Below are 24,732 nucleotides of genomic sequence, written 5' to 3'. Positions count from 1 at the left end.
CAGCAAGCGGCTATCAGCGACATTATCGTTTTTGCCTTACGCTCACTGCACGTTGCCTACCTCGTCGGCGCTGAGTCCATTTTTAGCTTGCTGAAACGTTTCATCAAGTTTATAAAAATGGCACAACTCCAAGAAAGGCTGTCACCATGACCCCGCTCAAACTCTTCGTTGCCCTCAGCGCACTGTCCGCTGCCTCCCACGCCATGGCCTGGGATTACGTTCTGCTCGACACCGACAAAGCCGCCCAGAGCTGGCAGATCAACAGCCAGCAACTTGGAGTAAAAACCGACAAGCCCTTCAGCGTTAGCCTGCGTACCTTGCACGGCGGTCGCCAGGAGGGCGTCAGCATCGTCGATATCGATAACGGCACCATGAAACTCTCGGTAGTGCCGACTCGCGGCATGAACGTCTTGCAGGCCTCGGTCGGCAGTGTGCGCATGGGCTGGGATTCTCCGGTCAAGGAAGTGGTCAATCCGTCATTCATCGAACTCAATGGCCGTGGTGGTCTGGGTTGGTTGGAAGGTTTCAATGAACTGGTCGCCCGCTGCTGATACGAATGGGTCGGCCACCCCAGCGTCGACAACGGCGAACTGCTGACCCTGCACGGTCGGGCCGCCAACATTCCTGCGAACAAAGTCACCCTGCATATCGATGAAAAACCACCGTACGCCATCACCCTGCGCGGTGAATTGAAAGAGCAGGCGTTCAAGAAGGTCGACTTCTCGGTCGCGACCGAACTGGTCACCGAACCCGGCAGCGTCGTGTTCGCCCTCAATGACACCCTTACCAACAATGGCGACTATCCGAAGGAATACCAGGCGCTGTATCACAGCAACTTCAGCACCCCGTTCCTGGAGCAAGGCGCTCGTTTCGCCGCGCCGGTGAAACAGGTGTCGCCGTTCAACGACAAGGCCAAGGGCGATCTGCCCGACTGGCAAACCTACCGCGCACCGACCAAGGACTACGACGAAACGGTGTACAACGTGGTGCCGTATGCCGATGCCAAGGGCGATACGTTGACCGTGTTGCATAACAAGGCCGGCAGCCTGGGCGTTTCGGTCGGCTTCAATACCCAGACACTGCCGGTGTTTTCCCTGTGGAAAAACACCGATACCCAAGGCCAGGGCTATGTCACGGGGCTGGAGCCAGGGACAAGTTTTTCCTACAACCGCCGTTACCAGCGGCCACTGAACCTGGTTCCGACAATTGGGCCCAAGGAACACAAGCAGTTCCGCATCAGCTACAGCTTGTTAGCGGATAAGGCCGCGGTGGATAAGGCCTTGAAGCAGGTGAGCGAGATTCAGGATGGGCGGGAGACTGAGGTGCGGCAGACGCCGTTGGTTGATCTGACCAAGGAGTGACACCGGCTGGGGCATTGTCGGCCGATATTGCGGCCCTTCGGCCAAGTGTTCGCGTCTGATTCCGTTGGCTTGTTCAAGGTCCGCCAGCGAGCGCGTGACCTTGAGCCTGCGACTGGCAGCAATAGATCAATGCCCTGCGGATGTCATCGGACAGCGCTCACTGATGCTCTGGATATGTACAGTCTAACTGTATATATTCGGGATTCTACGCATTCAAGCATCAGGTGGCGTTATGTCAGCAGTGAACAAAGCTATCGTCCGTCGTTTCAATCAGAAGGTTATTGAGAACTGCGACCGCCACGAATTTGAAGTGCTCGTGGCGCAAGATTTCATAAACCATTCAGCGGCGGCGGGGCAAGACGGCGGTCGGGAAGGTCTATGGCATACCTTTCACAATGTTCTGCACCCGGGCTTGTCCGACCTTGAGGTCGAGGTGCTGGATCAGGTTGCTGAAGACGACAAGGTGACGACCCGAAAGCGCATTACCGGCCGCCACTGCGGGGTGATTGCCGGGATACAGGCAACGGGACGTGCAGTGTCCATTGATATCATCGACATCGTTCGCATCCGCAACGGCCAATATGTCGAGCACTGGGGCGTCAATTCGTTGCCGAGTGTGCTGGCGGCTTTGCGCTCAGGTTGATTGACCGTTTGGGGCGGCGGCAATCAATTGCTCCAGGATTCTGACCGCAGCTTCGAGTGTTTGCAGCTGTGACGCGGTGGTTTTTTCCTTAAGCTGGCGTGCCAGCCAGTCACTGCGCTGAAGACGACTGTGTTCAAGCGCAGCTCGACCAGCGTGCGTCAGCTCAAAAAGCTGCTTTCGTGCATCGCTCGGATCAGGACCTCGTGTAACCCGCTGCTGCTGCTCCAACTGGGCGATAACCAGCCGCATGCTTTGATGCTTGACGTGGCGATGTGCAGCAAGCGCGCTTATGCTCGCGGGGCCATGACGGTCAAGCAAACCTAGCGTTTCAGATTGTGCCGAGGACGGTGTGTCCGACCCACTGCGCACTTCCCGGACAAGATTGCCGACTACTCTTCGCAGATCTTCGGCTAACTGTTCAACTGCCTCTTCAAAAGAAGCAGAGTGATGATTGGGAGATTCTGAAGGGGAGGGCAATGGGCTTTCTCAGATGTGGTTGAGCAAATAAGCATACATGAGTTCGAATGACCGCTTCTGGCCTAGTGCCACACGTAGACTGAGTAGATATCAACCCTGACCCTATTCGCCGTCATCGAGCCGCTGGGGTAAGCTTCGCGCCAGAAGCTTCACCCACCAAGGAGAATAAACGGCGATGGGCTTGTTCAGTCGATTGTTCGGCGATCGCTTCACACAACCCCCACCAGATGAACCACGGTTGAGTGATGCCGCGATTATGCGTGAGCTTTATCCATTCGGTGCGCAGCTGAGAACGTTCACCCAGGCTCTGTTGGCGCGGCAGCCTGAAAAGGAACGTGCTCGTCTCGTGAGAAGGGTGTCGCGCTATTACAACCTAGGTGAAGACCCGGTCACCGCGTTGGTCAGTGGTCTTTTGGACGCTGAGAAAGGCCAGTTACTCAATAATATGGTTCTCATGGCCGTGGACGTGGACGGCTTCGATGATTTCAAGTACCTGGCACCGAAACTGGTTGAAGCCAGCGGTATTGACCAGATTTATGCCTACACGCTGGAAGAGACGCCAGCACTGATGCAAGTACTGATCGATTTCGATCAATGGCTGACCGGGTTCGGGAAGCGCTTTCTGCATGTGGATACAGGCGGCGCCGATTATGTGGGTTGCATCATTGAGCAAGATTGCGTCGAAAACCTGATCGAGCTGGCTAAGCAGGCTGGCATCGACGCAGGGCTCGATCCCTATTGAGACAAGTTGGCTGATCGCTATCGGCTACAAGCGGGCATTCGTGTTTTCACGCATGGCCCGACAACGGTTACTTTGCCCATTGCTATTCAATGGTACATACCGGCCGCATCGCCACGGTCGACCAAGTAGGCTGCGGTATTACCTCCCCTTTCGTAGCTGTTTCGTAACCGTCCGGGCAGTACATCCGTCGTTCGTTATTTGAGCTTCCTGATCAAGGTAGCCACCATCAATTCCAGAGTCCGAGTGTAAGCATCAACCCTTTCGTTCAAGGCCGTGATGACAGGGCTCACGTTCCGTATGTAACCGGTTAAAAAGAGCGCATCGATTGACTCAAGCGCATGAATGACCACCGATTCCTCTTTCGCTTCAAGCAGCCTTAACAGTATCTGCAACGCGTGTACATCATTGCAATCGGTGAGCGATTCGGCACATCGGCCCAGCCACACATCAGGCTTCACGCGAATGGCGGATTCAAGTTCGTACCAGTCAGACGCGGTGAATTCAGAGACCTGAGCACCGGCAACATCAATGCCTTCATCCGACCAGTAGTCTTCTGAGTCGAATGAATGCAGAAACAACTCATACTCTTTGAACATCGCTCACCTATCAGGATTTTGAATGCGTCCGGCAAAGTCATCTAGCATAAGTTTACTGCCTGGGCGAAACCTCAGGAACTCAATCCCAAAGATGCTGCATGCCAGGTCTGGTATAACCCCAAACGCGTGGCACCCCATCCTCTAGAGAGAAGGGAAGGTTGTGCTTTCTTAGCGTGGAAAGTAGCCAATCGAGTGAAACCGCTCTGAGTTCGATCCACTCAATTTCTGCTACCGGATGGATGTGGTAATGCCATTCTCGATCCCAATCTGTGCAGTAATCGCTTGGAGCTAAGACACTGTGCAATCTGAACTCTGGCTTCATTTGCGGGGTGTTAATCATTGCTTTGATCAGCTCAGCCCATTTGGTGTAGTTCATGACGGGATAAATCATGCCCGCAGTCAGCAGCCTGCGAATTTTCGCTTTTGTAACCTCGTCGAGTTCAGGCAGTTGATGCATAAGATTCGCGTAATTGTATGAAGTGAGTACAGTCTAACCCAACACACCTTCCGCGATTAAACAGGCGCCCACCTGTGTGGCAGCAACTCAGTAATCTTGCTCGCCCGCTACGTCGGTAGGCGTGTAAGAACGTCCTTCAAGCACGCAAATGGATTACGCATTTTCAATTATGTCGCAACCGTAAAACGAAACGCCTGTTCCCGCAGGCCCGCTTCGATCAAAGCAGCCAATTGCTGGGCCGCCGCAGTGGGCTCGCCGCCACCGCTGTGCAGCACATAACCAAGACTCGGCACGACGGGTAAACCAGAAACAACACTGAGATGGCTCGGCAACCCAATGCGGGTACGCAGCGTCACGCCCAGCCCGGCGGCGACGGCTGCCCAGATTCCCGCCACGCTGGGGCTGGTGAGGGCGATGCGCCAAGGGATTTGCGCGGCGTCCAGCGCCTGGGTGGCGGCGCTGCGAAGTACGCAAGGCGCGTCGAACATTATCAAGGGCAGTGGTGAGTCATCGGCGGCCGTCAGCAATGGCGTATCGCGCGGCCCGATCCAGTGCATCTGTGTTTCGCCCAGGCGCGTGGCATAGGGCGATATAAGCCCGGTGTCCCAGGTCAGGGCCAGGTCCAGGGCTGCACTTTCGACCAGCGTCAGCAGTTCCGCATTACGGGCGATCCTGACTTCGAGGCTCACCCTCGGGTACGTCTGTACGAAGCGTCGCAGGATATCGCTCAGGAAATGTTCCCCAAAGTCCTCTTGAAGCCCGAAGCGTAAGGTCCCGGCGGTCTGGCTTTGATGCACGCTGTGGAAAATGCTGTCGTTCAACTCCAGTAACCGACGGGCATGGCTCAGCAGTGATTCCCCTGTGGGGGTCAAGACCAGGCCGCGACCGGATTTAGCCAGTACCGGCGTGCCTATCTGCTCCTCAAGTTTCTTTAACTGAGCACTCACGGCAGACGTCGACCGGCCGAGACGATCCGCAGCTTTGGCAAAGCTGTTGAACTCCACGCCCGTGACGAAGGTGCGCAATACATCAAGGTCGAAGGTGGGGCGGCGCATTCAATAGTCCACTAATTCCGGATGGTCGAAGCTATTAAATCTGATATTCGGAAGGGTTGCGACTTGATAATTTTCATCCTTCAGATCGGGACATCGGAGGGGAAAACATCATGAATACAGCTATGGCCACTGGGGGAGAGCCCCAGGGCAACTATCCGCAGAAGTTTGCCGAGTTGACCGACAACGTATTGTTCGGCGACATGTGGGCGCGCACGCAACTCAAGCCCCGTGAACGCAGTTTGGTGACGGTGGCAGCGCTGGTGGCGATGTACCGTCTTGAGCAACTGCCGTTTCATTTGCAACGTGCGCTGGATAACGGCGTGAGTGCTGACGAACTGGCCGAAGTCATCACCCATCTGGCGTTTTATTCAGGTTGGCCGACGGCTGCTTCGGCGCTGAAGGTGCTGAGCGAATTACAGCTTTGCCTTTCAGAACGTGAGGAGTAAGCGCTGATGCCGTTTGCACGAATTTCACTGCACCGAGGCAAGTCGGCCGAGTATTTACAGGCGTTGTCTCAGGGGTTGCACGACGCCTTGGTCGAGAGCTTCGAAGTACCGAAGACAGATCGATTCCAGGTCATTCACCAACATGAGGTCGGCGAGCTGATATTCGATCCCCACTACCTGGGTGGGCCGCGTAGCCATGACTTTGTGCTGATCGCGATTACTGCCGGCCGTGCTCGAAGTGTTACGACGAAACAGCATTTTTACCGTGATCTGGTCGAGAAACTGGGGCGGGCGCCGGGGCTGAACGCAGAAGACGTGATGGTGGTGATCACCACCACGGCCGGTGATGAGTGGTCGTTTGGGGGAGGGCGGGGCAACTAGGCTTTGAGTAAAACGGGGTCATACCCCAGTTAAATATGATCCCGTTTTTACACTACAGCGCCGGCAGCCGATCCAACGCACAAGGACGTTCTATTTTCGGTTCTTTCGCCGTAGGCACGCGCACCCCCGAGTCGACATTGAATATGTCGATGTAACAGCGGCTCAACGAGCCCGGGACGTCGGCAATCCCGCCTTTGATCACGTAACGTGCGCCCGGCATAAATTCGCTGATAAACGATACGCTGCACGAGCGATTGGCATCGGCCATGCCGCGCATTTCCAAATGCATAGGCTTGCCGGCTTCAAATTGGCTAAGTCCACCCAAATTAGGTGGACAGCATCGCCTTTGGCGTCGGGTTCAAGAATGTGAGTTAGCCGGACGTACGAATAGCATCCAGCCTGGACTCGCGGTATTCGGCTTCAGCCGTTGGCAAGGCACCGCGTCTTCCAAGATTCACCATCGGAATCCGTGAGGTCTCCGGGGCGCTCCACGCAGCGATACCTGCCAGTAGCGTGCAGACGCACGTAATACAACCGACTATCAAAGGAATGTTGTCGGTACCAGGGCCCGCGACCAAGGCGAAAAGTGCCGGCAACATCGCGGTGATGAAGAGGCCGGTATTTTGCGCAATCGCCATGGCAGATACGCGGTAACGGGTCTCGAATTGCTCAGGAAAAAACGATGGGAATACCGCGTTGTAACCCTGATAGATCATGCCCCACATCACTATCGACGTACCGAAGGCGAGCGGCAAACTGTGGATGCTTATTGCATACAGGTACAGGAAAGACATCAGCCCGCTCCCCACTGCGCTTCCCATGATCAATGGACGACGCCCGATGCGGTCGGACAGGTTTCCTACGAAGGGAATAAGCAGGACGGCTACGATATTGCCGACGACGGGAATCCAAAGGTAAACGCTTTTGTTGAAGCCAATACCGTAAGCGGGCTGCACCGCGTAAGCCGCCCCGAACACGGTGGTGATCACCGGAATGACATTCATGAGGGAAACACCCACCACCACAAGCATGCCACGCCAGCTGTACTTAAACGCTTCAAGCACAGGCGAACGGGGTATGGCCGTCTTCGTCGTTTCGGCGACGAACGCAGGTGGTTCTTCTACTTCACGACGAATGATGAAACCAGCGATCAGCACCACGGCGCTCAGAAGGAACGGGATACGCCAGCCCCAGCTACTAAATGCTTCATCCGACATGAAATAGGCCAATGGCAGGAAGATTGCGGCAGCAAGCACCTGGCCAGCCTGAACGCCTTGCAACGTGAAGCTGCCGAAATATCCGCGTCGGCCGGTAGGCGCATGTTCGAGGATCATGGAGCTGGCTCCCGAGATTTCTCCGGCAACGGCAAACCCCTGGATAAGCCTCAACACTACCAGAAGAATGGGGGCGAGAATTCCGACCTGATGGTAGGTGGGCAGCAGCCCAACCGCCATGGTGGCAAACCCCATCAGGAACATGCAGAGCAGGAGGACATTTTTGCGCCCTCGTGTGTCACCCCAATGTCCGAGAAAGAAAGCCCCGATGGGGCGTGCGATGTAGCCCACACCGTACGTCGCCATCGAAGCCACGATCGCTATCTTGGGATCGGTAGACGGGAAGAAAAGCTGAGGAAAAATGAGCGCCGCCGCCTGGGCGTAAATGAAGAAGTCGTAGTATTCGAGCGCCGAACCGATCCAGCCGCTCGCCGTCGCCTTTTTTGCCTGTCGCGAGCGATGCTGCTTGCTGTCCAATGACGTAGTCATATCTGTTTCCTATTGTTTTTGTTATTGATCTGGCAGAGCCGAGCCGGACCGCCACTGTCTGGCGATATACAGGACAGGGAAAATCCCACCCACCTCGGATGGTGTGGATCAGGTAAGGTCAGTGCAGACAATCGCTCCGGTTTTTGCAGCTTCGGCGATGGCCTCTGTGATGATCAGATTTCTCAGGCCGTCTTGCACTGTGACCAGAGGCTCTTCAAGCCCTCGAATAACCCGGCAGAAATGCTCAAGCTGAATTTCCAGTGGATCCCGACGTTCAACGTCGGCAGTCGCCGCTTGGAAAGGCTTCCACCACGAACGATCTTCAACTCGTGCGAAATATTTGAGCCGCATGGTCGGCACTGAAAGCGACCCATTTTTTCCGCTGATTACGTAGCAATCCTCATCGTCGTAAGAGGGATAGCTTGCGTTCTCCTGGGACGTCTGCTCCCAGCTGCGCGCGCAGCCCGCAGAATCCGATAGAAGAAACGAGCCCAATGCTCCGTTTTCAAAGCGCAGGCCAATGCACACCGTGTCTTCGACAGGAAAGCCGCGCGCGGAGCTCGATTGCATGGCTTGGACGGCAACGATTTCGCCGCACAAGGAGCGCAAGTTGCCAATCTCGTGAATCATGTTGATCAGGATGGGGCCACCACCCTCCTGTCGGCGCCATACGGCGGCATCGAAATAGTCATCCGGCTTGTAGAACATGGCGCTCCCTTGCACCGCGACAATATCGCCGAGTACGCCTTCGCCGATTATCTCTCGCGCCTTGGCGAGGATAGGACTGTGTGCTCTATGGTGTCCTACCAGCAGACGCGCGCCCTTTGATTTCGAGGCGGCAAGCAGACGCTTTCCTTCTTCTACGCTATGGGCAACAGGTTTTTCGATCAAAGCGGCTACGTCTGCGTCAATGCACTGCAAGGTCTGGGCAACATGCAGAGCGTTGGGCGTGGCAAGTATCACGCCGTCCGGTTTGATTTTGTTGAAAAGGGATGCCAGATCAGGGTACTGAGCAACGCCAAGGGATGTCAGGTGGTCGGCCGGGATCGTCATTGGATCAACGACTGCAACCAGTTCGCAAGACTGACTCGCTTGCACCAGTTCGATGTGGCGGCGACCGATCAGGCCAACACCGGCCACGGCGATTCGGATTTTGGACATTGTTTGATCTTCACAGGTTTTATTTTTGTGTTTCTGATGAGCATCACTGCCTCGTCAGATACTGTTAGGATCAAGACTACTATCCCCTCCGAAGGTCATAATTGGCTCAAATGGAATATCAGAATTCTCTATTACTGAACAATGATCCCTTCCTTCGGGACCTTCTGCTCTTCACAACGATTGCCCGGCGTTCGAGCTTTGTAAGCGCGGGCGCCGATTTGGGAATCTCGCCAGCTCACGTCAGTAAACGGGTCGCGACACTTGAGGAAAGCCTCAACTGTAAGCTTTTCAACCGGACGACTCGCCGGGTCACCATTACCCGTGAAGGCGAGACAATGCTGGTCTGGGCGAAACAGATTCTGGAAAACGTGCATGGCATGCTGGAGACGTCCCACGGTGATAGGGTGGAGCCCAGAGGCCTGTTGAGGATCAGTACCAGTCAAAGATTAGGCCGTTTCCATATAGCCCCGATTCTCGCGTTACTACGCAAGCGATACCCAAAACTTGAAGTCTGGCTCGAGTTGATGGACAGGCGCACGGACCTGACGAGTGAGCAATTCGATATTGATATTCGCGTTGGCGATGTGACAGAGCAGAATTTGATTGCCCGCAAAATCGTCAGCAGTCAGAGAATTCTGTGCGCCGCCCCCAGCTATTTGGCCGAGCGAGGTTACCCAGCTTCGTTGCCAGACCTGGCACACCACGACTGCCTGCTATTTCGCGACAGGGACAGCAGTTTTGGCATATGGCGCCTTGAAGGTCCTATTGGAATGGAAACAGTGAAGGTTACGGGGCCTATGGCTTCGAACAACAGCGATATCGTTCGCGAATGGGCGCATGACGGTTTGGGGGTCATCATGGCGTCCATATGGGACGTTGCCCCCAGTTTCGAGGAGGGCAAACTCACACGGCTGTTACCTGCCTACCATCAATCTGCCGATGTTTCAGCTGTCACTACGGTGCGCGCATCACAGTCCGAAAAAATAAAAGTGTGCCTCGAATTTCTAAGTGAGCAGTTGACTACTGGCCCTTACGCCCTCGGACGGATATGAAGAAGGGATGTTTGAACAATCGCGGAAAACCGACGTGATCGACTGGGCACTGGGTGACTCAACGTCGCCTCAGAGTAAGCGTCGTTAAACCTATAGAACGATGGGAACGAGCCGAGCGCTTACGAGCCTTCATAAAAGCGGTAGAAGATCGGCTGAAAATTGCCCCCGACCGCAGATCAAGAAATGGCAAATCCTTGGATCGACTGGGCTCCCTGCGGCGCCGCTCACCCGATGTTGCACGGCTTCAATTGCGTAGTCGTGTCAGTGAGCTGTTCTCACAAAGTCGCAGTGCTGCGGGCAGTCGCAGCATTTTGTCGCTGATGCGTGAAGACGGCGAGCAGATCGGTCGATTCAAAGTGCGCAGCTTGATGCGCGAGCTTGATTTAGTCAGCAAACAACCCGGCTCCCATGCCTACAAACGAGCAACAGTAGAAAGACTGGATATCCCGAACACATTGAACCGCGAGTTCGACGTGCCAACGTCCAATCAAGTCTGGTGCGGCGATATCACCTACATTTGGGCGCAAGGAAAGTGGCATTACCTGGCTGTCGTCCTGGATCTTTGTACGCGTCGGATCGTGGGCTGGGCGATGTCGGAAAAACCAGACGCTGAGCTGGTGATCAAAGCGCTGGAAAGGCTTACGAGCAGCGTGGCAAGCCTTCGCATCTGCTATTCCACTCGGACCAGGGATCGCAAGCCGACTCTTTCGCCAGCGTTTGTGGCGATACCGCATGCGCCAGAGCATGAGTCGACGAGGGACCTGCTGGGGTAACGCACCGATGGAGCGCGTATTTCGCAGCTTGAAAACAGAATGGATTCGGCTCCAGCGCGGGCCGTTTAACGTCGTGCCCGGGATTAGTTGACCACTACACTGGGCCTTCATGCAGGTCCATGTCCTGCAGCGCGTACGGGCCGCGAGGTTGCTTACATAATGAAAGTGATAGCCGAATACTGCAGGGTTTCTGGACTGCTTGCGGTTGGCCTTTCGATCACTACGGAATCAGCGTTGATTTCGACAATTTTTTCCTCCCTCTCTGTCTGTTTGTTGGGAAAGTCAAAGTATCCAGTCAGATTAACCAGCTGCCCAACTCCGAATTTATTCAGCTTGGTTTGTGCTTCTTTATTGTCCATTTCGGAAGACCTCAAAAGTGTGTCGTTAAGGTACAGGTGCCCCCAAAGGTTAAACGCTTTAAATTCAAGGGTGAGCTGTAAGAAATGACAGTTTTTTAGACGGTTTTGGAATTGAGGTCGTACGTGTCAGTTGGTTTCGGAAATCGGGGTCACGGAAATCGGGGTCAGACCCTGAGGGATCCCTGAGGGGCTGACCTCGTTTTACTTCAGGCACATATGACCCGCTTTTACGCTAGAACGCCGGCAGCCGATCCAACGTACAAGTACGTTCTATTTTCGGCTCTTTGGCCGTGGGCACGCGCACGCCCGTATCGACATTGAATATGCCGATGTAACAACGGCTCAGCGAGCCCCAGAGCGTCCAGTGCGTAGGCATGCACTTAGAGTGAAGTAGTCCGTTTCTGAAACGTTAAAACCACCCCTCTTCACGTCTTACCTCCGCTGTGGCGCCTTCTTATAGTCGTGCGCCTCAGTCACTTGGAGGTGCACGCATGCAGGGACCCTACGCATTTATCAATGAACATCCCCAGCCTTATCCATTGCTTAAACTAAGCCTGGCGCTTGATCCGCATACGCAGACCAAATTCGACATCCTCAACCAGCACATCCGCAACACGGTGGTGTTGCCGGGGCAATTGGTGATCATTGGAGATAGCCGGACCGACGCTTGCACCGCTGAAGAGGCACAGCTTATGCGCTCGGCGCTGAATATAAAGCTCGCCCTGTTGGCGTACTCGGCAACCGACTCATTCCTGATCAAAAACTATGATCAGTTGCAGGCCATCTTGACCTATTCGTCCCTTGGCATCGGCAGTGCCAGCAGTGCATGGAGCAAGCATTTGGCGCAAGTCGAGAAGACCCTTATCGAAATCGAGAGTTTGCACAAGCAGTACTTGAGCAAAGGCACCACGGGGGCAAGGGAGGAGTTTTTGGTTAAGCGAAGAGCGCTGTTTGCCACGTTGGATAGCCAAATCTCGGGCATGGCGCGCTTTGGTACGGGGTTGAGAAACGAAGGTTCGATTAAAAAGGTGTTGGGGATTTCCAGTAAAAGCTATTGGCACCATGGAGACATTCGTGGGTATGAGGAAAGGGTCAAGCGTTTGGCCAAGGCCTCGCAAATATTGAAGAAGGGGACTTACATTGGCATAGCGCTGGATGTTGGGGCGACGGCGCTGGAGATAACGGAGGCGTGTTCCACAGGGCGTGAGCAAGAGTGTACGCAGGCGAAGTATGTTGAAGGGGGTAAATTGGTGTTGGGGGTGGGTGGTGCATCTGTGGGCGCGGCGTTTGGGGCGCCTATCGGTGTCGGCGCCTGCATGATTGTTTTTGGCATACCCACAGCGGGTGCCGGAGCGTTGGCATGTGCCATTGTCGGCGGTGCCGCAGGTGGATTTGCCGCAGGTAAAGCCGGAAGCGTCTTGGGAGAAGGCACAGGGAAATTTCTCTATAGGACGGCGGGGGATTAAATGGTCTTTGAATATATCGGCATGTGCGCTGGGGTCGTCATGATATTGAGCTTACCTCTGGTTTTTTGTGCCATGTTCAAAAAGCTCGACGCTGCAGAACGTTACGTGGAGAGCAGTGCTTACATTACTGTGCACAGGGATATTTTTCGTCATGCGCCCTTTGATGGAAGGCCCCAGCGGCTGGTGGCTATGGCTATCATCATTCTTATTCCAAGCATATTTCAGTGGAGGCGTTTAGTACGGGTTGAGGACGTTGAAAAAATCCCACGACATCTCAAGTACTGGATGGTCATTCCGACACTGATTGCTTTCACATCCGTTACCGTCATGTGTATCAGTTGGCTATTGATATCACGCTAATTCCCCTGGGATGTGGCGGCTCATGCCAGGCTCTCTATACTGGCCGTCCCAGGATGCTAGTTCGAGAGCAAACTATGCCCGCCACACCCAATCAAAACTCCCCAATCATTTTGGTCCAGGCTCAAGAACGTGACTTGGATGGTCTGGTAGCCATTCGAATCGAGGCCATGCGTGAAAGCCTGGAGCGTGTTGGGCGATTTGATCCAGTGCGCGCGCGAGCGGTTTCTTGGGGGGTTTGAAGCTCGCAACACACGCTACATCGAGGCATCTGGCGAGCGGGTTGGTTTTGTAGTGGTCAAGCATCACCACAATGAGCTCTTGCGTGACCATTTGTATGCGAGACCGGGCGCGCAAGGATCAGGTGTAGGGTCTGCGGTGCTCATTCAAATTTTCAAAGAGGCGGATGCAGCTGCGCTCCCCATTAAAGTGGGTGCTCTCAAAGACAGCGCTTCGAATCGCTTTTATATCCGCCATGGTTTCCAATTCATCGAAAGCAGTGAATTCGACCATTATTATGTTCGCCGGAGTGTTCCGGCGATTGGCCCAGCTGGCTAGCTGGACGCCTGATTGACGGCTAACACTCCTCTCGCCCTCGACCGCCAAGCAAACCCCACCACCATCAACAACCCCAACCCCGCCATCCCAGCCCCCGCCAGCGAAATCGCCGGATACCCCCAGCCCGCGTTAATCACCACACCGCCCAGCGCTGCCCCAATCGCATTGCCAAAATTAAACGCCCCGATATTCACCGCCGATGCCAGGTTAGGCGCGTCCTTGGCCGCCTCCATCACCCGCATCTGCAACGGCGGCACCAGGGCAAAACTGGCCACACCCCATATCAGGATCGCCACCGCGGCCGGCAACGGCCAGCGCATCAGCACGGTAAACGCCAGCAACACCACAATCAGCACGCTTAGCGACACGATCAAGGTGCGGTCTATCGAGCGATCCGCAGCCTTGCCGCCCCACAGGTTGCCGAGGGTCAGGCCCACGCCGAACAGCACGAGCATGGCGGTGATGTAGGCAGTTGAGGCGTGGGTTTCGCTGCTGAGAATGGGCGCGATGTAGGTGAACACGGTAAACATGGCGCCCGAGCCGATGACGGTGAGGGCCAATGCGCCCAGCACCGGGCCGCGGCCCAGTACGCGAATTTCGGCCATCACGCTGACGTGTGGCGGCGCCTTGAGGTTGGGCAGGGCGAACCACAGCGCGGCCATGGCGATGACGCCGAGGCCGGTAATGCCCCAGAACGCGGTGCGCCAGCCGAACAGTTCGCCGAACCAGGCGGCCAGCGGCACGCCGCCGATGGTCGCGAGGGTGAGGCCCATAAACATCGCGGCCACCGCGCCGGCGCGTTTCTCCGGGGCGACCACGCTGGCGGCGACCACGGAGCCCACGCCAAAGAACGCGCCGTGGTTCAGTGAGGTTACGACCCTGGCGACCATCAGGCTGTAGTAGTCGGTGGCCAGGGCGGACATCAGGTTGCCCAGGGTAAAAATCGCCATCAGCCCGATCAGCAGGTAGCGCCGAGGGATCTTGCCGGTGGTCAGGGTCATCAGTGGCGCGCCGAGCAGCACGCCCATGGCGTATGCACTGACCAACAGCCCGGCGGAAGGAATCGAGACGCCGAGGTCGGCGGCGATGCCCGGCAACATGCCCATGGGGGCGAATTCGGTGACGCCGATGCCAAAGGCACCCATGGCGAGTGCAACTAAAGGTGGATTGATACGCATGGAAAGCTCCTTATCTATGCCGCCAATGCTACGATCCGGCGTTTAAAGGCGGTAGATGGCGTTTTTGGCAATCACCTTTGCGTAAGAGGCACAAATGGATTTCAACGGCAGGTCGGGTGAGATGTTGGTGTTCGCCAGCGTGGCGCAGGAAGGCAGCCTGTCGGCGGCGGCGCGTGCGTTGGGGCTTACGCCGTCGGCGGTCAGCCGGATCATCGCGCGCGCCGAGCAACGCCTTGGCACTCGGCTGCTGTTGCGCACCACTCGCGCGCTCACCTTTACTGCCGAGGGCGAGGCGTTCCTGCGCGGGGCGCGGCGTATCCTGGCCGATATGGACGAGGTGGAAGAAGCGATTGCCGACCAGGGCGTGCCGAGGGGCCGGTTGCGGGTCAGTGCCGCCCTGGGCCACGGGCGTATGACGATCGTGCCCTTGGTGGCCGCCTTCAGTGCGCGCTACCCGAACATCGTGGTCGACCTCGCCCTGGGCGACGAAGTAGTCGATATCCTCGGCGGCCAGGCCGATGTGGCGATACGTTTTGGCCTTCTGCCCGACAGCCCACTGACCGCGCGCAGGCTCGGCGAAACCGGCCAGGTGGTGGTGGCCTCGCCCGAGTACCTGCAACGCCACGGCACCCCGCAGCAACCCGAAGACCTGCTGCGGCACAATTGCTTGCGCTTCAACTTTCGGCGTGCCGAACCCAACTGGCCGTTTATGCGCGACGGCCAGGGGTTTTCCCTCAAGGTCAGCGGCAACATCGAATGCAGCAGTGGTGAAGCGCTGGCACAGCTTGCGCGTGTGGGGGCCGGTATTGCGCGTATCGGTGAGTTCACCGTCAGCGAGGATTTGCGCCGCGGCGAGCTGATACCGCTGCTGCAAGCCTGGAACCCCGGCGACGTTGAGCCGATTCACGCGGTGTTCGTCGGCGGCGCGGCGATGCCGGCGCGGGTGCGTTTGTTTGTGGACTTTTTGCTCGAACATCATCAGTTGTAAGCGTCTGCGTGGGGCCACCGTGAGGCGCGGAAATATGAACCGTTCTCGTGCGCATAATCTGTTGCTGCGCCGGTTTATAACTACTTGTATCCTTGCTCGCGAAACAGGGCGAATGGCTGCCGCCGGTGCCCAGGTCCACTGTCCGCTGTTATGGAAAACCCTGCTTGCCAAAGGTAGCAATGTGAAGCGTGATACCCACCTGGTTGTGCTTTTGCTGGCTGTTATCGGTTGCTCCCTGGGGTCATTGACGGTCTGGAAGGTGTTTGCCTCTCGAGATCGCGCCCTGCAGGAGGTGGACGTCCATGGCCTGAACCTTACCCAGGCGCTGTCGACTTATTCCGAAGGCATCGTGCGCCAAAGTGCGCTGCTGTTGCTCGGGCTGGTCGAGCGTCTGGAAACCGAAGGCAGCGGGCCGGCGCAGATTCAGCGGCTGAGTATCTTGGTCAACCGCCAGCAGCCGATGATGCCGCAGCTCAGTGGGATCACGATCTACGATAGTCATGGGCACTGGTTGATGTCCTCCAACCGGCCGATTCCTGCGGGCGCCAACAGCACAGACCGTGCCTATTTCATCCATCACCGTGACGATCCTTCCCGCGAGATCTTTATCGGCCCGCCGATTGTCAGCCGGTCGAATCAGGAATGGGTGATGACCATCAGCCGGCGTTTCAATGATGCGCAGGGTGATTTTGCCGGTGTTGTGGCGGTGACCTTAGGCATCGAAAACTTCCTGCGCTTGTTTGGCAAGATCGATGTCGGGCAGGACGGCGCAATTGGCTTGTCGCATACCGACGGTACGCTGCTGGCGCGTTATCCGTTTCGCGAACAGGACATGGGGCGCAACTTTTCCACGTCGCCCATCTATGCCAAGTACCTGGTTGATCAGTCGGTCGGCACTGCCTCGTTTACCTCCAGCCTGGACGGCGTGGAGCGACTCTACGCGTTCCGCCAGAGTGACCGGCTGCCGCTGATCACCACGGTGGCGCTGGGCAAGCGCGAAGCCCTTGCCGCGTGGCGCACCGAGGCACTGTTGTCGGCGGTGGTGGTGGCGGGGCTGCTGGGCCTTACCGGCCTTATCGGCTGGTTTTTGATCCTGGATATCCGTCGGCGCACCGAGGCGGAAGATCAGTTGCGTGAAACCCAGCAGCAGTTGCTCACCTCCAACGGGCAGCTTGAGTTGCTGGCGATGAAGGATGCCCTCACGGGGCTGGCAAACCGTCGCTGCTTTGATGAGAGCCTCGCCAGGGAGGCGCTGCGCGCCAAGCGGGAGGGCACGACGCTGGCATTGCTGATGATCGATATCGACTACTTCAAGCGCTTTAACGACGCCTACGGACATGTGGCAGGGGACGCATGCCTGCAGACGGTGGGCAGAATCTTCGAGGCGTGCGTAAGGCGGCCGTCAGACCTGGTGGCGCGCTATGGTGGCGAGGAGATGGGCATCATCATGCCGGACACCGACAGTGACGGCGCCGCCGTGGTGGCCCAGCTGATTCTTGATCGGTTGAAGCAAGAGCACATCGTGCACGGCACCAGCCCGTTCGCGCGGCTGACAGCGAGCATCGGCATTGCGACAGCCACAGGGGCTCAGCTGGAGGATTTGCAAGGTTTGGTTGAGGTGGCGGATCAGGCGTTGTACAGCGCCAAGGCGGCGGGGCGTAACCAGTGTGTGACGGCGGGCCGGTGAGGGAGGTGGCACAACCCCGCCCATGCACGACTTTACGTTACCAGTTATGTAGCCGTTAAAAGCCGGTCAACGATCACCCGCTCTTTAACGGGTAGACCCCTCGGATTTGCTTGCGATTATGGCCGTTACAACCGCTTTCCCACACGCGTTTCAGGATTACTCCTACAGTCACGCGAGGCACGCTCTGAGCCCAGCCCGCCGGGGTTTAAAGCGGTTACATCTGCCCAGATGCCCCTGATTGAATGGCTTTATCCGCGCGCTGTAATCTGGAAAACGACCTGTCGGGATCCCATCCGGCGACGGGTTATTTCCAGCTATCAAGAGGTGTATCGATGTCTTCAATCAATGGTTTCAGTTCAGGCATACCCTTGCCTCAGTTTGATACAAGCAGAACCGTCAAGGACACGTTCAATAAAGCCACAAACGACGTGGACCCTGGCTTCCACTCAGGTTTCGGTCAGCGCGGCGCTGGCAGAGAAATCGGTTTCGCCGACGAGTACAACACGGCCAAGTATGACGCAAATGATCTGGACCCTGGCTTCAACGCTGGTTTCGGTCAGCGCGGCGCTCGCAGCGAGCTCGACGCTGGCGGCCCGTACAAAAAAGCCGGGCATGGCGCAGGCGAGCTGGATTCGGGGTTCAACGCAGGGTTTTCACGCCGGCGCAGTTGGGCGTAAGCGCAACCCTGCCGTTATCCGAGGGGAGGGCTGATTCGCCCTTGAAGGTGCCGATACCGCCGTACCCGCGACGGTATTGGCACCCTGTCAGAATGTGACCTTTGGCTTAAGCCGGGGCGCGGTATCAAACCCCGCTCAGCAGCTTCCCGCCGTCCATCCGGCGCTTGTAGGCACTGTCCCGACTCGCCAGCCAGAAGTACAACGGCGACGTCACCACCAACCCCACCACCCAGGACAAATCCGCCCCGTTGATGTGCTCGGAAATCGGCCCCACATACAGCGGCGTGTTCATAAACGGAATCTGCACTGCAATCCCGATCGCATACGCCAGCAGCGCCTGCGGGTTGTACTTGCCGTAGATGCCGCCATCGACGCGGAAGATCGAAGCGATGTCGTACTTGCCTTTGTGAATCGCGTAGAAGTCGATCAGGTTGATTGCCGTCCACGGCACCAGCACCACCAGCAGCACCAGCACCATGTCGACGAAGTGGCCGATAAAATCTTTGGAGGCGAACACGGCGGCGATGGCACAGGCGGCCAGCACCAGCGTGGAGATCACCGCACGGCTTTTGGCGGTGGGGATCCAGCGGTAGGCGAAGGTCTGGATCAGGGTGATGATCGACAGCACGGCGCCGTAGAGGTTGAGGGCGTTGTGGCTGATCACACTGAGCAAAAACAGCACCAGCATCAGCGGGCCGATGGCACCGGTGGCGAGTTTTACCGCCTCCATGGTGTCCATGCCGACCGGGGTGGCGAGCACGGCGACGGCGCCGAAGATAAAGGCCAGGCTGGATCCGAGGGCCGAGCCCAGGTAGGTGGTCCAGAAGGTCGACGCCACCGGCACGTCGGCCGGCAGGTAGCGGGAGTAGTCCGACACGTAGGGCGCAAAGGCGATCTGCCACAGCGCAGCCAGGGACACAGTCGCCAGCCAGCCAGAGATATTGAAGCTGCCACGGGTCAGAAAATCGGTGGTCTGCACGTGAGTGAAGATGTAGCCGAAGCCCAGCACGATACCGGCGCCGAGCACCCAGGTGCCGATGCGGTTGAGCACGTGGATAAAGCGGTAACCGATGATGCCGATGATGCCGGAGCCGATGGCGCCGATCACGATGCCCACGGGCACGGGCACGCTGTCGACCACACCGTGCAGGGATTTACCTGCCAGCACGATGTTGGAGGCGAAAAAGCCGATGTACATGACGCCGGCGATCACCACCACCAACAGGGCGCCGAGGGAACCGAACTGCGCCCGGCTCTGGATCATTTGCGGGATGCCCATTTGCGGGCCCTGGGCCGAGTGCAGCGCCATCAGCACGCCGCCGACCAGGTGGCCCACCAGGATGGCGACGATGCCCCATACCAGGTTCAAGTGGAACAATTGCACACCCAGTGCGCCGGTCACGATCGGCAACGGCGCGATGTTGCCGCCAAACCACAGGGTGAACAGGTCTCTTACCTTTCCATGGCGGTCTTCGGGGGGCACGTATCCGATCGTGTGTTTTTCGATAAGCGGGGCGGAGGATGTTGCAGTGGTGACCATGACGAACTCCAAGGCAAGGTGAGTACGTTGACGTACTTCGCTGTGCGCAGCGTGGGCGGCGCTTTGTTGTTGGAGTGATCATCAGCAATGGGCGCGGGGAGGTAAATTAGTAAGTTTGTTGCTATAGACCTTAAAAAATATAGCTCACCGGATTTTTTGCTCCGGTATGTTGCATGGTCTTGAATCAGTGTGAAAAAGCCGATTTTTACGCACTTGTTTGGGGCGAAGTCCCACGTTTCTGGAGGTCCCGATGGCTGCCTATAACCTGCGCCAGCTCAGATATTTTGTCACCACGGCCGAGTGTGGCAGCGTCGCCGAGGCATCGCGCAAGCTGTATATCGCCCAGCCGTCAGTTTCCACGGCGATCAAGCAGTTGGAAGACAGCTTTGGCGTGCAGCTGTTTATCCGCCATCACGCCCAGGGCGTTTCGTTGACGCCCAGCGGCGCAAGGTTTTATCGCAAGGCGCTGGAGTTGTTGCGGGTGGCCCATGAGTTCGAGCAAAACGCCCTGGCCGACAATGACGTGGTGGCGGGGCAGATCGATATCGGTTGCTTTGAGACGGTGGCGCCCTTGTATTTGCCGCGCTTGATCGCGGGGTTCAAGGCGCTGTGGCCTGGGGTGGAAATCCGCATTCGCGACGGTGAGCAGCAAGAGCTGGTGCAGGCGCTGACGGCCGGCAGCATTGATGTGGCGATGCTGTTTGAGCACGACCTGGGCGGCACCATCGAAACCACGCCGTTGATGCCGCCGCAGCAGCCGTACGCGCTGTTGCCGGCCGATCACCGCTTTGCGCAACAGGCCAAGGTGTCGCTGGCGGACCTGGTGCTGGAGCCGATGATTTTGCTGGATGTGCTGCCGAGCCGGACGTACTTCGTGAGCATTTTTGAAGAGCGCGGGTTGACGCCGAATATCGTGTTCAGCTCGCCGTCCATCGAGATGGTGCGCGGCATGGTCGGGCGCGGGTTTGGCTTTTCGATTCTGGTGACCAAGCCGTTTACCGAGTACACCTACGACGGGCAGAAGGTGGTGTGTGTGCCATTGGTGGAAACGGTCACCGGTTCAGGATTATCCGCCGTCTGGTTGCGACGGGCACCGTTGACCAAACCGGTGCAGTTGTTTGTGGATTACTGCCGCGAAGAACTCGCAAGACTCCTTGGCTGAATACCTTCCAGATCGTTCCCATGCGCAGCAAAGGCATGCATCCGGTGACGCTCCGCGTCACGCTTGCGCTGAGGCTTGAAGGCGGGACGCGGAGCGTCCCGGGCGGCATTCCCACGCAGAGCGTGGGAACGATCATCAAAGTGTGGTTGAGGTTGAGCTTGGATGGAGGATTTGAACGGGGCAGTTCCCGGCGCTTGATCGGCAAGTGCGTCGAAATTTGTCATGCCCCGAAGGGAAAGCTTAGGCGGTGGCGCCGACCAGTTTGAAAAAGGGCTCGTTGCGCAAGAGGGCGCTCTGCTCCTCGGAGCCGTGTCGGTCGCTTCTGATTTCATTGCGATAAGACACATATCCCCACTCTGGTGCCGCTACATCAGAGTCGGGCTTGTGGTCGCTGGGCTGGACGCCTTCTGCGTGCAATTCCTGCTCAATGGTTTTGATCAGTGCCTGGATTTTACCCATGTACTCTGGACTGTAGGTGCCGTCGGAGCGATCCGGCTTGGGGTACAGCGTAAACTGACCGCCCAACGATAGCCGCTCGCCTTTTATTCGATCTAAATCGGAGGTTTTCCAACTGTTGATTGGGCTTTCTTCTGAGTTGATCAACCGACTGATAATTTCAAAGGCCTTGGGCAGGTCTTTAGGTGCCACACTGATATGGAATTTGTCGCCCACAGAGGGTGATTCATCCCTGGGGGGTACACGGTTGAATTTGATAAAAGGAAAATTTGCCTTTTTCAACCCATGATTTTCCACCTTCCAGCCACCGTAAATCTCACCTGACGCCTGCTGTGCTACCTGATAGGTCGGTGCGCCGTAGTTGGAGGTAAAGCGCACGTTGGTATGGCGCGCAATGTCCGCCTGGCTCATGTTTTCCAAGCCGCCGGTATCGAATGGGTTTTTTGCATTCAGCAACGCATATCTGGTGCCTGAGCTTATGTAAGGTATGTGGGTGGTCTCTACTCGCACGGGGATTACCTTCTTCAAAAAGAACGAGTAGTCAGCGGACTACTCAATGTCTGGACTTTTCGCACAGTCGAAAAGCCGACACCTGTGTGGCTCCCATTACGAAAGCAGTTCCGCGAATCATGCGTAGGTTGTCATAACGTTGTCAGCACCCTAAGTTCATGGCAGGAGGTGATGGACGCTTGTGAGGGGGCACGGGAACAGAATTTTGGCTATTGCATTTGTCCGAAGCGTTGGGCTAACTTCCTTAATGCGCCAGTGCGGCGCATCCAAACCCGAGAGGGACGCACTGCTGAACTGAAAGCTCATGGCTCAAACCGCCTGAATCGTATTTCGGGCCGAGTCATATTTTAATGACCGTAAGGCGCTCTCAACGCGTCAAGAGGCAATAAATGGCGATTTCATTGATTCGTAGTCTAACTGCGTCTGTCGTTCGTAACGTCTCGGCTCTCAAACGAGATGCCAAGCGTCTTCAAAAGCACTCCAAGCTCGTATTTGGGACCGAATATCCACTCAAGGTCTGCCAGCACGCTGTTTCAGTCTCTCGCGGGTTTCGTTCGCTCGCGGACGTCGAAAATTTGGCTCAACGTCTTGGCCTGGATAAAGAGGCGCCTTTTTGGACCATTGTTGGTCGCAACGATACCCATCAAGACGCTCTTAATGCCCTTTATCGGTTAAGTCTTGAATACACGGAGAACGGGCCTGTCGTTTTCCTGGGTGAGCAGACGCACTCAATAGTGCCGGCCCTGGTTCTGTTTATCGAGCAGATGAGCCTCAGGAAGCTGCCAGGTGTGATTCTGGTGGAAACAGAGGCTTCATCCATCCAGGACACGCTTGTTTTGGAGGCCGTTGAAAAGCTTGGATATGAAGAAATATTTGATGGCTTTCGCTGCCTTGATTTGCGCGACCAGAATTTGCCTGTGTCTCTGAGCACAGAAGCCAGGTGCTGGGTCAGTGCAATCACTGATGTCTTGCCGAAGGAAGTCCAAAAAGAGCTTCTGAATACAGACTGGGCGATGGCATTGGAAATGAGCGCCAGGGAAAGTGCCAGGTCTCGCAATCAAATTCACCAGAAAATAGACTTTTCAACCATCCCGTTCTACTCGGTCAAGGAAGCAGCCTACCAACTGGTATCGTCGCGATCTTGGCCTTCGTGGATCGGTGACGATGCTTCGCAGCAAGCTCGCGTTATTGGTGAGTGTCCTCCTGATCTTCAAAAGGGTTCAAAGGAAAGCGTACTTGACCTCATCCGAGATTTGGACAACCGCAGTTTCGAACTGGGGATATCAAGTGAACATGAGAGTCGGTGGCGCCCGTACGTCGTTCTTTTTTCCAGGCATGATCCAGCCAGCGAAGTGTTGGCCGGTGTCGTCAACTCTTACTTTACGTGGAGGCCGAGTCGGGATGAGCGTCCACCGGTACTCTATGTGTCTGATTCAACCTTTCCTTATGCGCCTGGTTTCTTGAGTTTCGGTGGGCATACGGCCGTTGTGAACGGTTTGGAAAAGGTCCCTTCCGGCGATGGAAACGGCGAGTTTTTCGGCTATAAAACGGCGCTCAAAGTGACAGGGTCACCTGAAGGGCTTCAGTTCATGGGCAAGCGGGTGGCATTGGCTTAGGCCCGGATTTGCTCGCGAATACGGTGGGCCACTCAGCACGTGTGGGGCTGACAGGTTGCATTCGCGGGCAAGCCCGCTCCCACAGTTGATCTGTGGTGTTTGGTGGGGACGTGGTTCAGGCGCGGATTGAGTCGAGCATGCGCTCCAGCATGGCATCACAACCCGCCAACTGTTCAATACTCACAAACTCATCCGGCTTATGCCCCTGGTCCATACTCCCAGGCCCACACACCACCGTGGGAATACCCACCGCATCAAACAATCCGCCTTCGGTGCCAAACGCCACAGTACCGAAATCCCGCGAGCCACTGAACGCGGCAATCAACTCCGCCGCCTGGCTGCGTTCATCGGTCACCAACCCCGGATACGCCGACAACTCGGTAAACCGAATCGCGCTGTGTTTACTCACGGCCTGCATACGCGGCAGCACCTGTTGCATGGCATAGGCTTGCAGCTCCTCAGCCACTTCACCCGGGTCCATCGAGGGCAGGGCGCGCACTTCAAAATCAAAGCGGCAATCGGCCGGCACGATATTCAACACCTTGCCGCCCGAAATCACGCCGGTCTGCACCGTGCTGAACGGCGGATCAAACCGCGGGTCCTGCTGCTCGCGCAGGCGCTGGCCGATGCGCCCCAGCTCGCCAATCAACTCGGCAGCATGCTCAATCGCGTTCACACCATAGGGTGCATACGCCGAATGGCAGGCCTCGCCATGCACATCGCAACGCATCGCCAGTTTGCCCTTGTGGCCGAGCACCGGTTTCAGCTCGGTTGGCTCGCCGATAATGCACAGCATCGGTTTCACCGGCCGCTGCTCCAGCACCGCGAGCAGCGAGCGTACACCGAGGCAGCCGACTTCTTCGTCGTAAGACAGGGCGATATGCACCGGGATACGCAAGTTGGCTTTCACTAAAGCAGGCACCAACGCCAGCACACAGGCGATGTAACCCTTCATATCCGCCGTGCCGCGGCCAAACAGCTTGCCGTCGCCCTCGGTCAATTCAAACGGCGGCACCGTCCACGGCTGGCCGTCCACCGGCACCACGTCGGTGTGCCCCGACAGCACAATGCCCGGCAATTGCGCCGGGCCGAGGCTGGCGAACAGGTTGGCCTTGCTGCGTTCCTCGTTATAGACCAACTCGCAAGCCACGCCGAAGCCTGCGAGGTAATCGCGCACAAACTCGATCAGCAGCAAGTTGGACTCGCGACTGGTGGTATCAAACCCCACCAGCGTCTGCAGCAGTTCGCGGCTGTGGCTCATCGCTCGGCTG

23 protein-coding genes and 4 pseudogenes are annotated in these 24,732 nt (G+C 56.8%); 14 read left to right on the top strand and 13 right to left on the bottom strand.

Annotated features, from left to right (window positions below; genetic code table 11):
- Positions 1-146 precede the first annotated feature (146 nt).
- A pseudogene (locus tag BFP92_RS11660) lies at positions 147-1,361 on the top strand (aldose 1-epimerase family protein).
- A 15-nt stretch (positions 1,362-1,376) separates the two neighbouring features.
- Here the strand turns inward: BFP92_RS11660 and BFP92_RS32035 are convergent.
- Positions 1,377-1,481, bottom strand: a pseudogene (locus tag BFP92_RS32035) (Mg chelatase-like protein); the annotation flags it as partial.
- Between the two features lie 112 nt (positions 1,482-1,593).
- Here BFP92_RS32035 and BFP92_RS11655 point away from each other — a divergent pair.
- Complete coding sequence (locus BFP92_RS11655) at positions 1,594-2,004, top strand: ester cyclase (protein WP_065929600.1); 411 nt, start codon at positions 1,594-1,596, stop codon at positions 2,002-2,004.
- Here the strand turns inward: BFP92_RS11655 and BFP92_RS30370 are convergent.
- The gene (locus tag BFP92_RS30370) at positions 1,996-2,373 is read right to left on the bottom strand and encodes a MarR family winged helix-turn-helix transcriptional regulator (protein ID WP_239694256.1); all 378 of its coding nucleotides are present in this window, start codon (positions 2,371-2,373) and stop codon (positions 1,996-1,998) included. The genes BFP92_RS11655 and BFP92_RS30370 overlap by 9 nt on opposite strands.
- Positions 2,374-2,656: 283 nt before the next feature.
- On the opposite strand from BFP92_RS30370, the gene BFP92_RS11645 reads away from it, so the two are divergent.
- The gene (locus tag BFP92_RS11645; RefSeq protein WP_056859525.1) at positions 2,657-3,223 is read left to right on the top strand and encodes a DUF6630 family protein; all 567 of its coding nucleotides are present in this window, start codon (positions 2,657-2,659) and stop codon (positions 3,221-3,223) included.
- Between the two features lie 194 nt (positions 3,224-3,417).
- Here BFP92_RS11645 and BFP92_RS11640 read toward each other — a convergent pair whose 3' ends face one another.
- The 3 genes from BFP92_RS11640 to BFP92_RS11630 all read right to left on the bottom strand — a co-directional run bounded on the left by BFP92_RS11640 (position 3,418) and on the right by BFP92_RS11630 (position 5,331).
- On the bottom strand, positions 3,418-3,819 hold the full coding sequence (locus BFP92_RS11640) for a hypothetical protein (protein WP_065929598.1): 402 nt from the start codon (positions 3,817-3,819) through the stop codon (positions 3,418-3,420).
- A gap of 79 nt (positions 3,820-3,898) precedes the next feature.
- Entirely contained in the window at positions 3,899-4,276 is a 378-nt protein-coding gene (locus BFP92_RS11635) for a DUF6678 family protein (RefSeq protein ID WP_065929597.1), read from the bottom strand.
- A 167-nt stretch (positions 4,277-4,443) separates the two neighbouring features.
- Positions 4,444-5,331, bottom strand: a complete 888-nt coding sequence (locus BFP92_RS11630) for a LysR substrate-binding domain-containing protein (protein WP_065929596.1) — start codon at positions 5,329-5,331, stop codon at positions 4,444-4,446.
- A gap of 110 nt (positions 5,332-5,441) precedes the next feature.
- Between BFP92_RS11630 and BFP92_RS11625 the strand changes: the two genes are divergently transcribed.
- Together BFP92_RS11625 and BFP92_RS11620 are read left to right on the top strand one after the other, a co-directional pair.
- On the top strand, positions 5,442-5,777 hold the full coding sequence (locus BFP92_RS11625; RefSeq protein ID WP_065929595.1) for a carboxymuconolactone decarboxylase family protein: 336 nt from the start codon (positions 5,442-5,444) through the stop codon (positions 5,775-5,777).
- A gap of 6 nt (positions 5,778-5,783) precedes the next feature.
- Positions 5,784-6,158, top strand: coding sequence for a tautomerase family protein (locus BFP92_RS11620; RefSeq protein ID WP_065929594.1), 375 nt, complete (start codon positions 5,784-5,786; stop codon positions 6,156-6,158).
- A 52-nt stretch (positions 6,159-6,210) separates the two neighbouring features.
- Here BFP92_RS11620 and BFP92_RS11615 read toward each other — a convergent pair whose 3' ends face one another.
- The 3 genes from BFP92_RS11615 to BFP92_RS11605 all read right to left on the bottom strand — a co-directional run bounded on the left by BFP92_RS11615 (position 6,211) and on the right by BFP92_RS11605 (position 9,082).
- The gene (locus tag BFP92_RS11615) at positions 6,211-6,426 is read right to left on the bottom strand and encodes a hypothetical protein (RefSeq protein WP_139114055.1); all 216 of its coding nucleotides are present in this window, start codon (positions 6,424-6,426) and stop codon (positions 6,211-6,213) included.
- Between the two features lie 103 nt (positions 6,427-6,529).
- A complete protein-coding gene (locus tag BFP92_RS11610) occupies positions 6,530-7,921 on the bottom strand; it encodes an MFS transporter (RefSeq protein ID WP_065929592.1) in 1,392 nt (463 codons plus the stop codon).
- 108 nt (positions 7,922-8,029) lie between these two features.
- Positions 8,030-9,082, bottom strand: coding sequence for a Gfo/Idh/MocA family protein (locus BFP92_RS11605; RefSeq protein WP_065929591.1), 1,053 nt, complete (start codon positions 9,080-9,082; stop codon positions 8,030-8,032).
- 110 nt (positions 9,083-9,192) lie between these two features.
- On the opposite strand from BFP92_RS11605, the gene BFP92_RS11600 reads away from it, so the two are divergent.
- Together BFP92_RS11600 and BFP92_RS11595 are read left to right on the top strand one after the other, a co-directional pair.
- Positions 9,193-10,134, top strand: a complete 942-nt coding sequence (locus BFP92_RS11600) for a LysR substrate-binding domain-containing protein (RefSeq protein WP_065929590.1) — start codon at positions 9,193-9,195, stop codon at positions 10,132-10,134.
- 215 nt (positions 10,135-10,349) lie between these two features.
- Positions 10,350-10,950: pseudogene (locus BFP92_RS11595) on the top strand (IS3 family transposase); the annotation flags it as partial.
- A gap of 109 nt (positions 10,951-11,059) precedes the next feature.
- Here the strand turns inward: BFP92_RS11595 and BFP92_RS11590 are convergent.
- Positions 11,060-11,266: a hypothetical protein gene (locus BFP92_RS11590; RefSeq protein WP_065929589.1), complete on the bottom strand. Its 207-nt coding sequence runs from the start codon at positions 11,264-11,266 to the stop codon at positions 11,060-11,062.
- 491 nt (positions 11,267-11,757) lie between these two features.
- Here BFP92_RS11590 and BFP92_RS11585 point away from each other — a divergent pair, with 491 nt between their 5' ends.
- Together BFP92_RS11585 and BFP92_RS11575 are read left to right on the top strand one after the other, a co-directional pair.
- The gene (locus BFP92_RS11585) at positions 11,758-12,732 is read left to right on the top strand and encodes a hypothetical protein (RefSeq protein WP_065929588.1); all 975 of its coding nucleotides are present in this window, start codon (positions 11,758-11,760) and stop codon (positions 12,730-12,732) included.
- Positions 12,733-13,166: 434 nt separating this feature from the next.
- Positions 13,167-13,647, top strand: a pseudogene (locus BFP92_RS11575) (GNAT family N-acetyltransferase).
- On the opposite strand, the gene BFP92_RS11570 reads toward BFP92_RS11575, so the two are convergent.
- Positions 13,644-14,825, bottom strand: coding sequence for an MFS transporter (locus BFP92_RS11570; RefSeq protein WP_065929586.1), 1,182 nt, complete (start codon positions 14,823-14,825; stop codon positions 13,644-13,646). The pseudogene BFP92_RS11575 and the gene BFP92_RS11570 sit on opposite strands and share 4 nt — an antisense overlap.
- Positions 14,826-14,919: 94 nt before the next feature.
- On the opposite strand from BFP92_RS11570, the gene BFP92_RS11565 reads away from it, so the two are divergent.
- The 3 genes from BFP92_RS11565 (at position 14,920) to BFP92_RS11555 (ending at position 18,177) form a co-directional block, all read left to right on the top strand.
- The gene (locus tag BFP92_RS11565; protein WP_170875834.1) at positions 14,920-15,813 is read left to right on the top strand and encodes a LysR family transcriptional regulator; all 894 of its coding nucleotides are present in this window, start codon (positions 14,920-14,922) and stop codon (positions 15,811-15,813) included.
- Positions 15,814-15,994: 181 nt separating this feature from the next.
- Positions 15,995-17,500 carry a sensor domain-containing diguanylate cyclase gene (locus BFP92_RS11560; RefSeq protein WP_065929605.1) on the top strand — a complete coding sequence of 502 codons (1,506 nt, stop codon included), beginning with the start codon at positions 15,995-15,997 and terminating at the stop codon, positions 17,498-17,500.
- A 332-nt stretch (positions 17,501-17,832) separates the two neighbouring features.
- Entirely contained in the window at positions 17,833-18,177 is a 345-nt protein-coding gene (locus tag BFP92_RS11555) for a hypothetical protein (RefSeq protein WP_065929585.1), read from the top strand.
- 124 nt (positions 18,178-18,301) lie between these two features.
- On the opposite strand, the gene BFP92_RS11550 is transcribed toward BFP92_RS11555, so the two are convergent.
- Positions 18,302-19,717 (bottom strand): purine-cytosine permease family protein, encoded by a 1,416-nt coding sequence (locus tag BFP92_RS11550; RefSeq protein ID WP_065929584.1) that lies wholly within the window; start codon positions 19,715-19,717, stop codon positions 18,302-18,304.
- Positions 19,718-19,967: 250 nt separating this feature from the next.
- Here BFP92_RS11550 and BFP92_RS11545 point away from each other — a divergent pair, with 250 nt between their 5' ends.
- A complete protein-coding gene (locus BFP92_RS11545; protein ID WP_065929583.1) occupies positions 19,968-20,879 on the top strand; it encodes a LysR substrate-binding domain-containing protein in 912 nt (303 codons plus the stop codon).
- A 240-nt stretch (positions 20,880-21,119) separates the two neighbouring features.
- Here the strand turns inward: BFP92_RS11545 and BFP92_RS11540 are convergent, their stop codons facing one another.
- Positions 21,120-21,845, bottom strand: a complete 726-nt coding sequence (locus BFP92_RS11540; protein WP_239694255.1) for a type III effector — start codon at positions 21,843-21,845, stop codon at positions 21,120-21,122.
- A 389-nt stretch (positions 21,846-22,234) separates the two neighbouring features.
- Here BFP92_RS11540 and BFP92_RS11535 point away from each other — a divergent pair, with 389 nt between their 5' ends.
- Positions 22,235-23,461, top strand: a complete 1,227-nt coding sequence (locus BFP92_RS11535; RefSeq protein WP_065929582.1) for a hypothetical protein — start codon at positions 22,235-22,237, stop codon at positions 23,459-23,461.
- Positions 23,462-23,576: 115 nt separating this feature from the next.
- Here BFP92_RS11535 and argE read toward each other — a convergent pair whose 3' ends face one another.
- Complete coding sequence (argE, locus tag BFP92_RS11530; RefSeq protein ID WP_065929581.1) at positions 23,577-24,722, bottom strand: acetylornithine deacetylase; 1,146 nt, start codon at positions 24,720-24,722, stop codon at positions 23,577-23,579.
- Between the last annotated feature and the right edge of the window lie 10 nt (positions 24,723-24,732).

Source organism: Pseudomonas sp. 58 R 3 (assembly GCF_900006605.1).
GTDB classification, from domain to species: Bacteria; Pseudomonadota; Gammaproteobacteria; order Pseudomonadales; family Pseudomonadaceae; genus Aquipseudomonas; species Aquipseudomonas salomonii.
The sequence above is the reverse complement of the archived record's forward strand: the minus strand, read 5'-3'. Positions and strand labels throughout refer to the sequence as shown.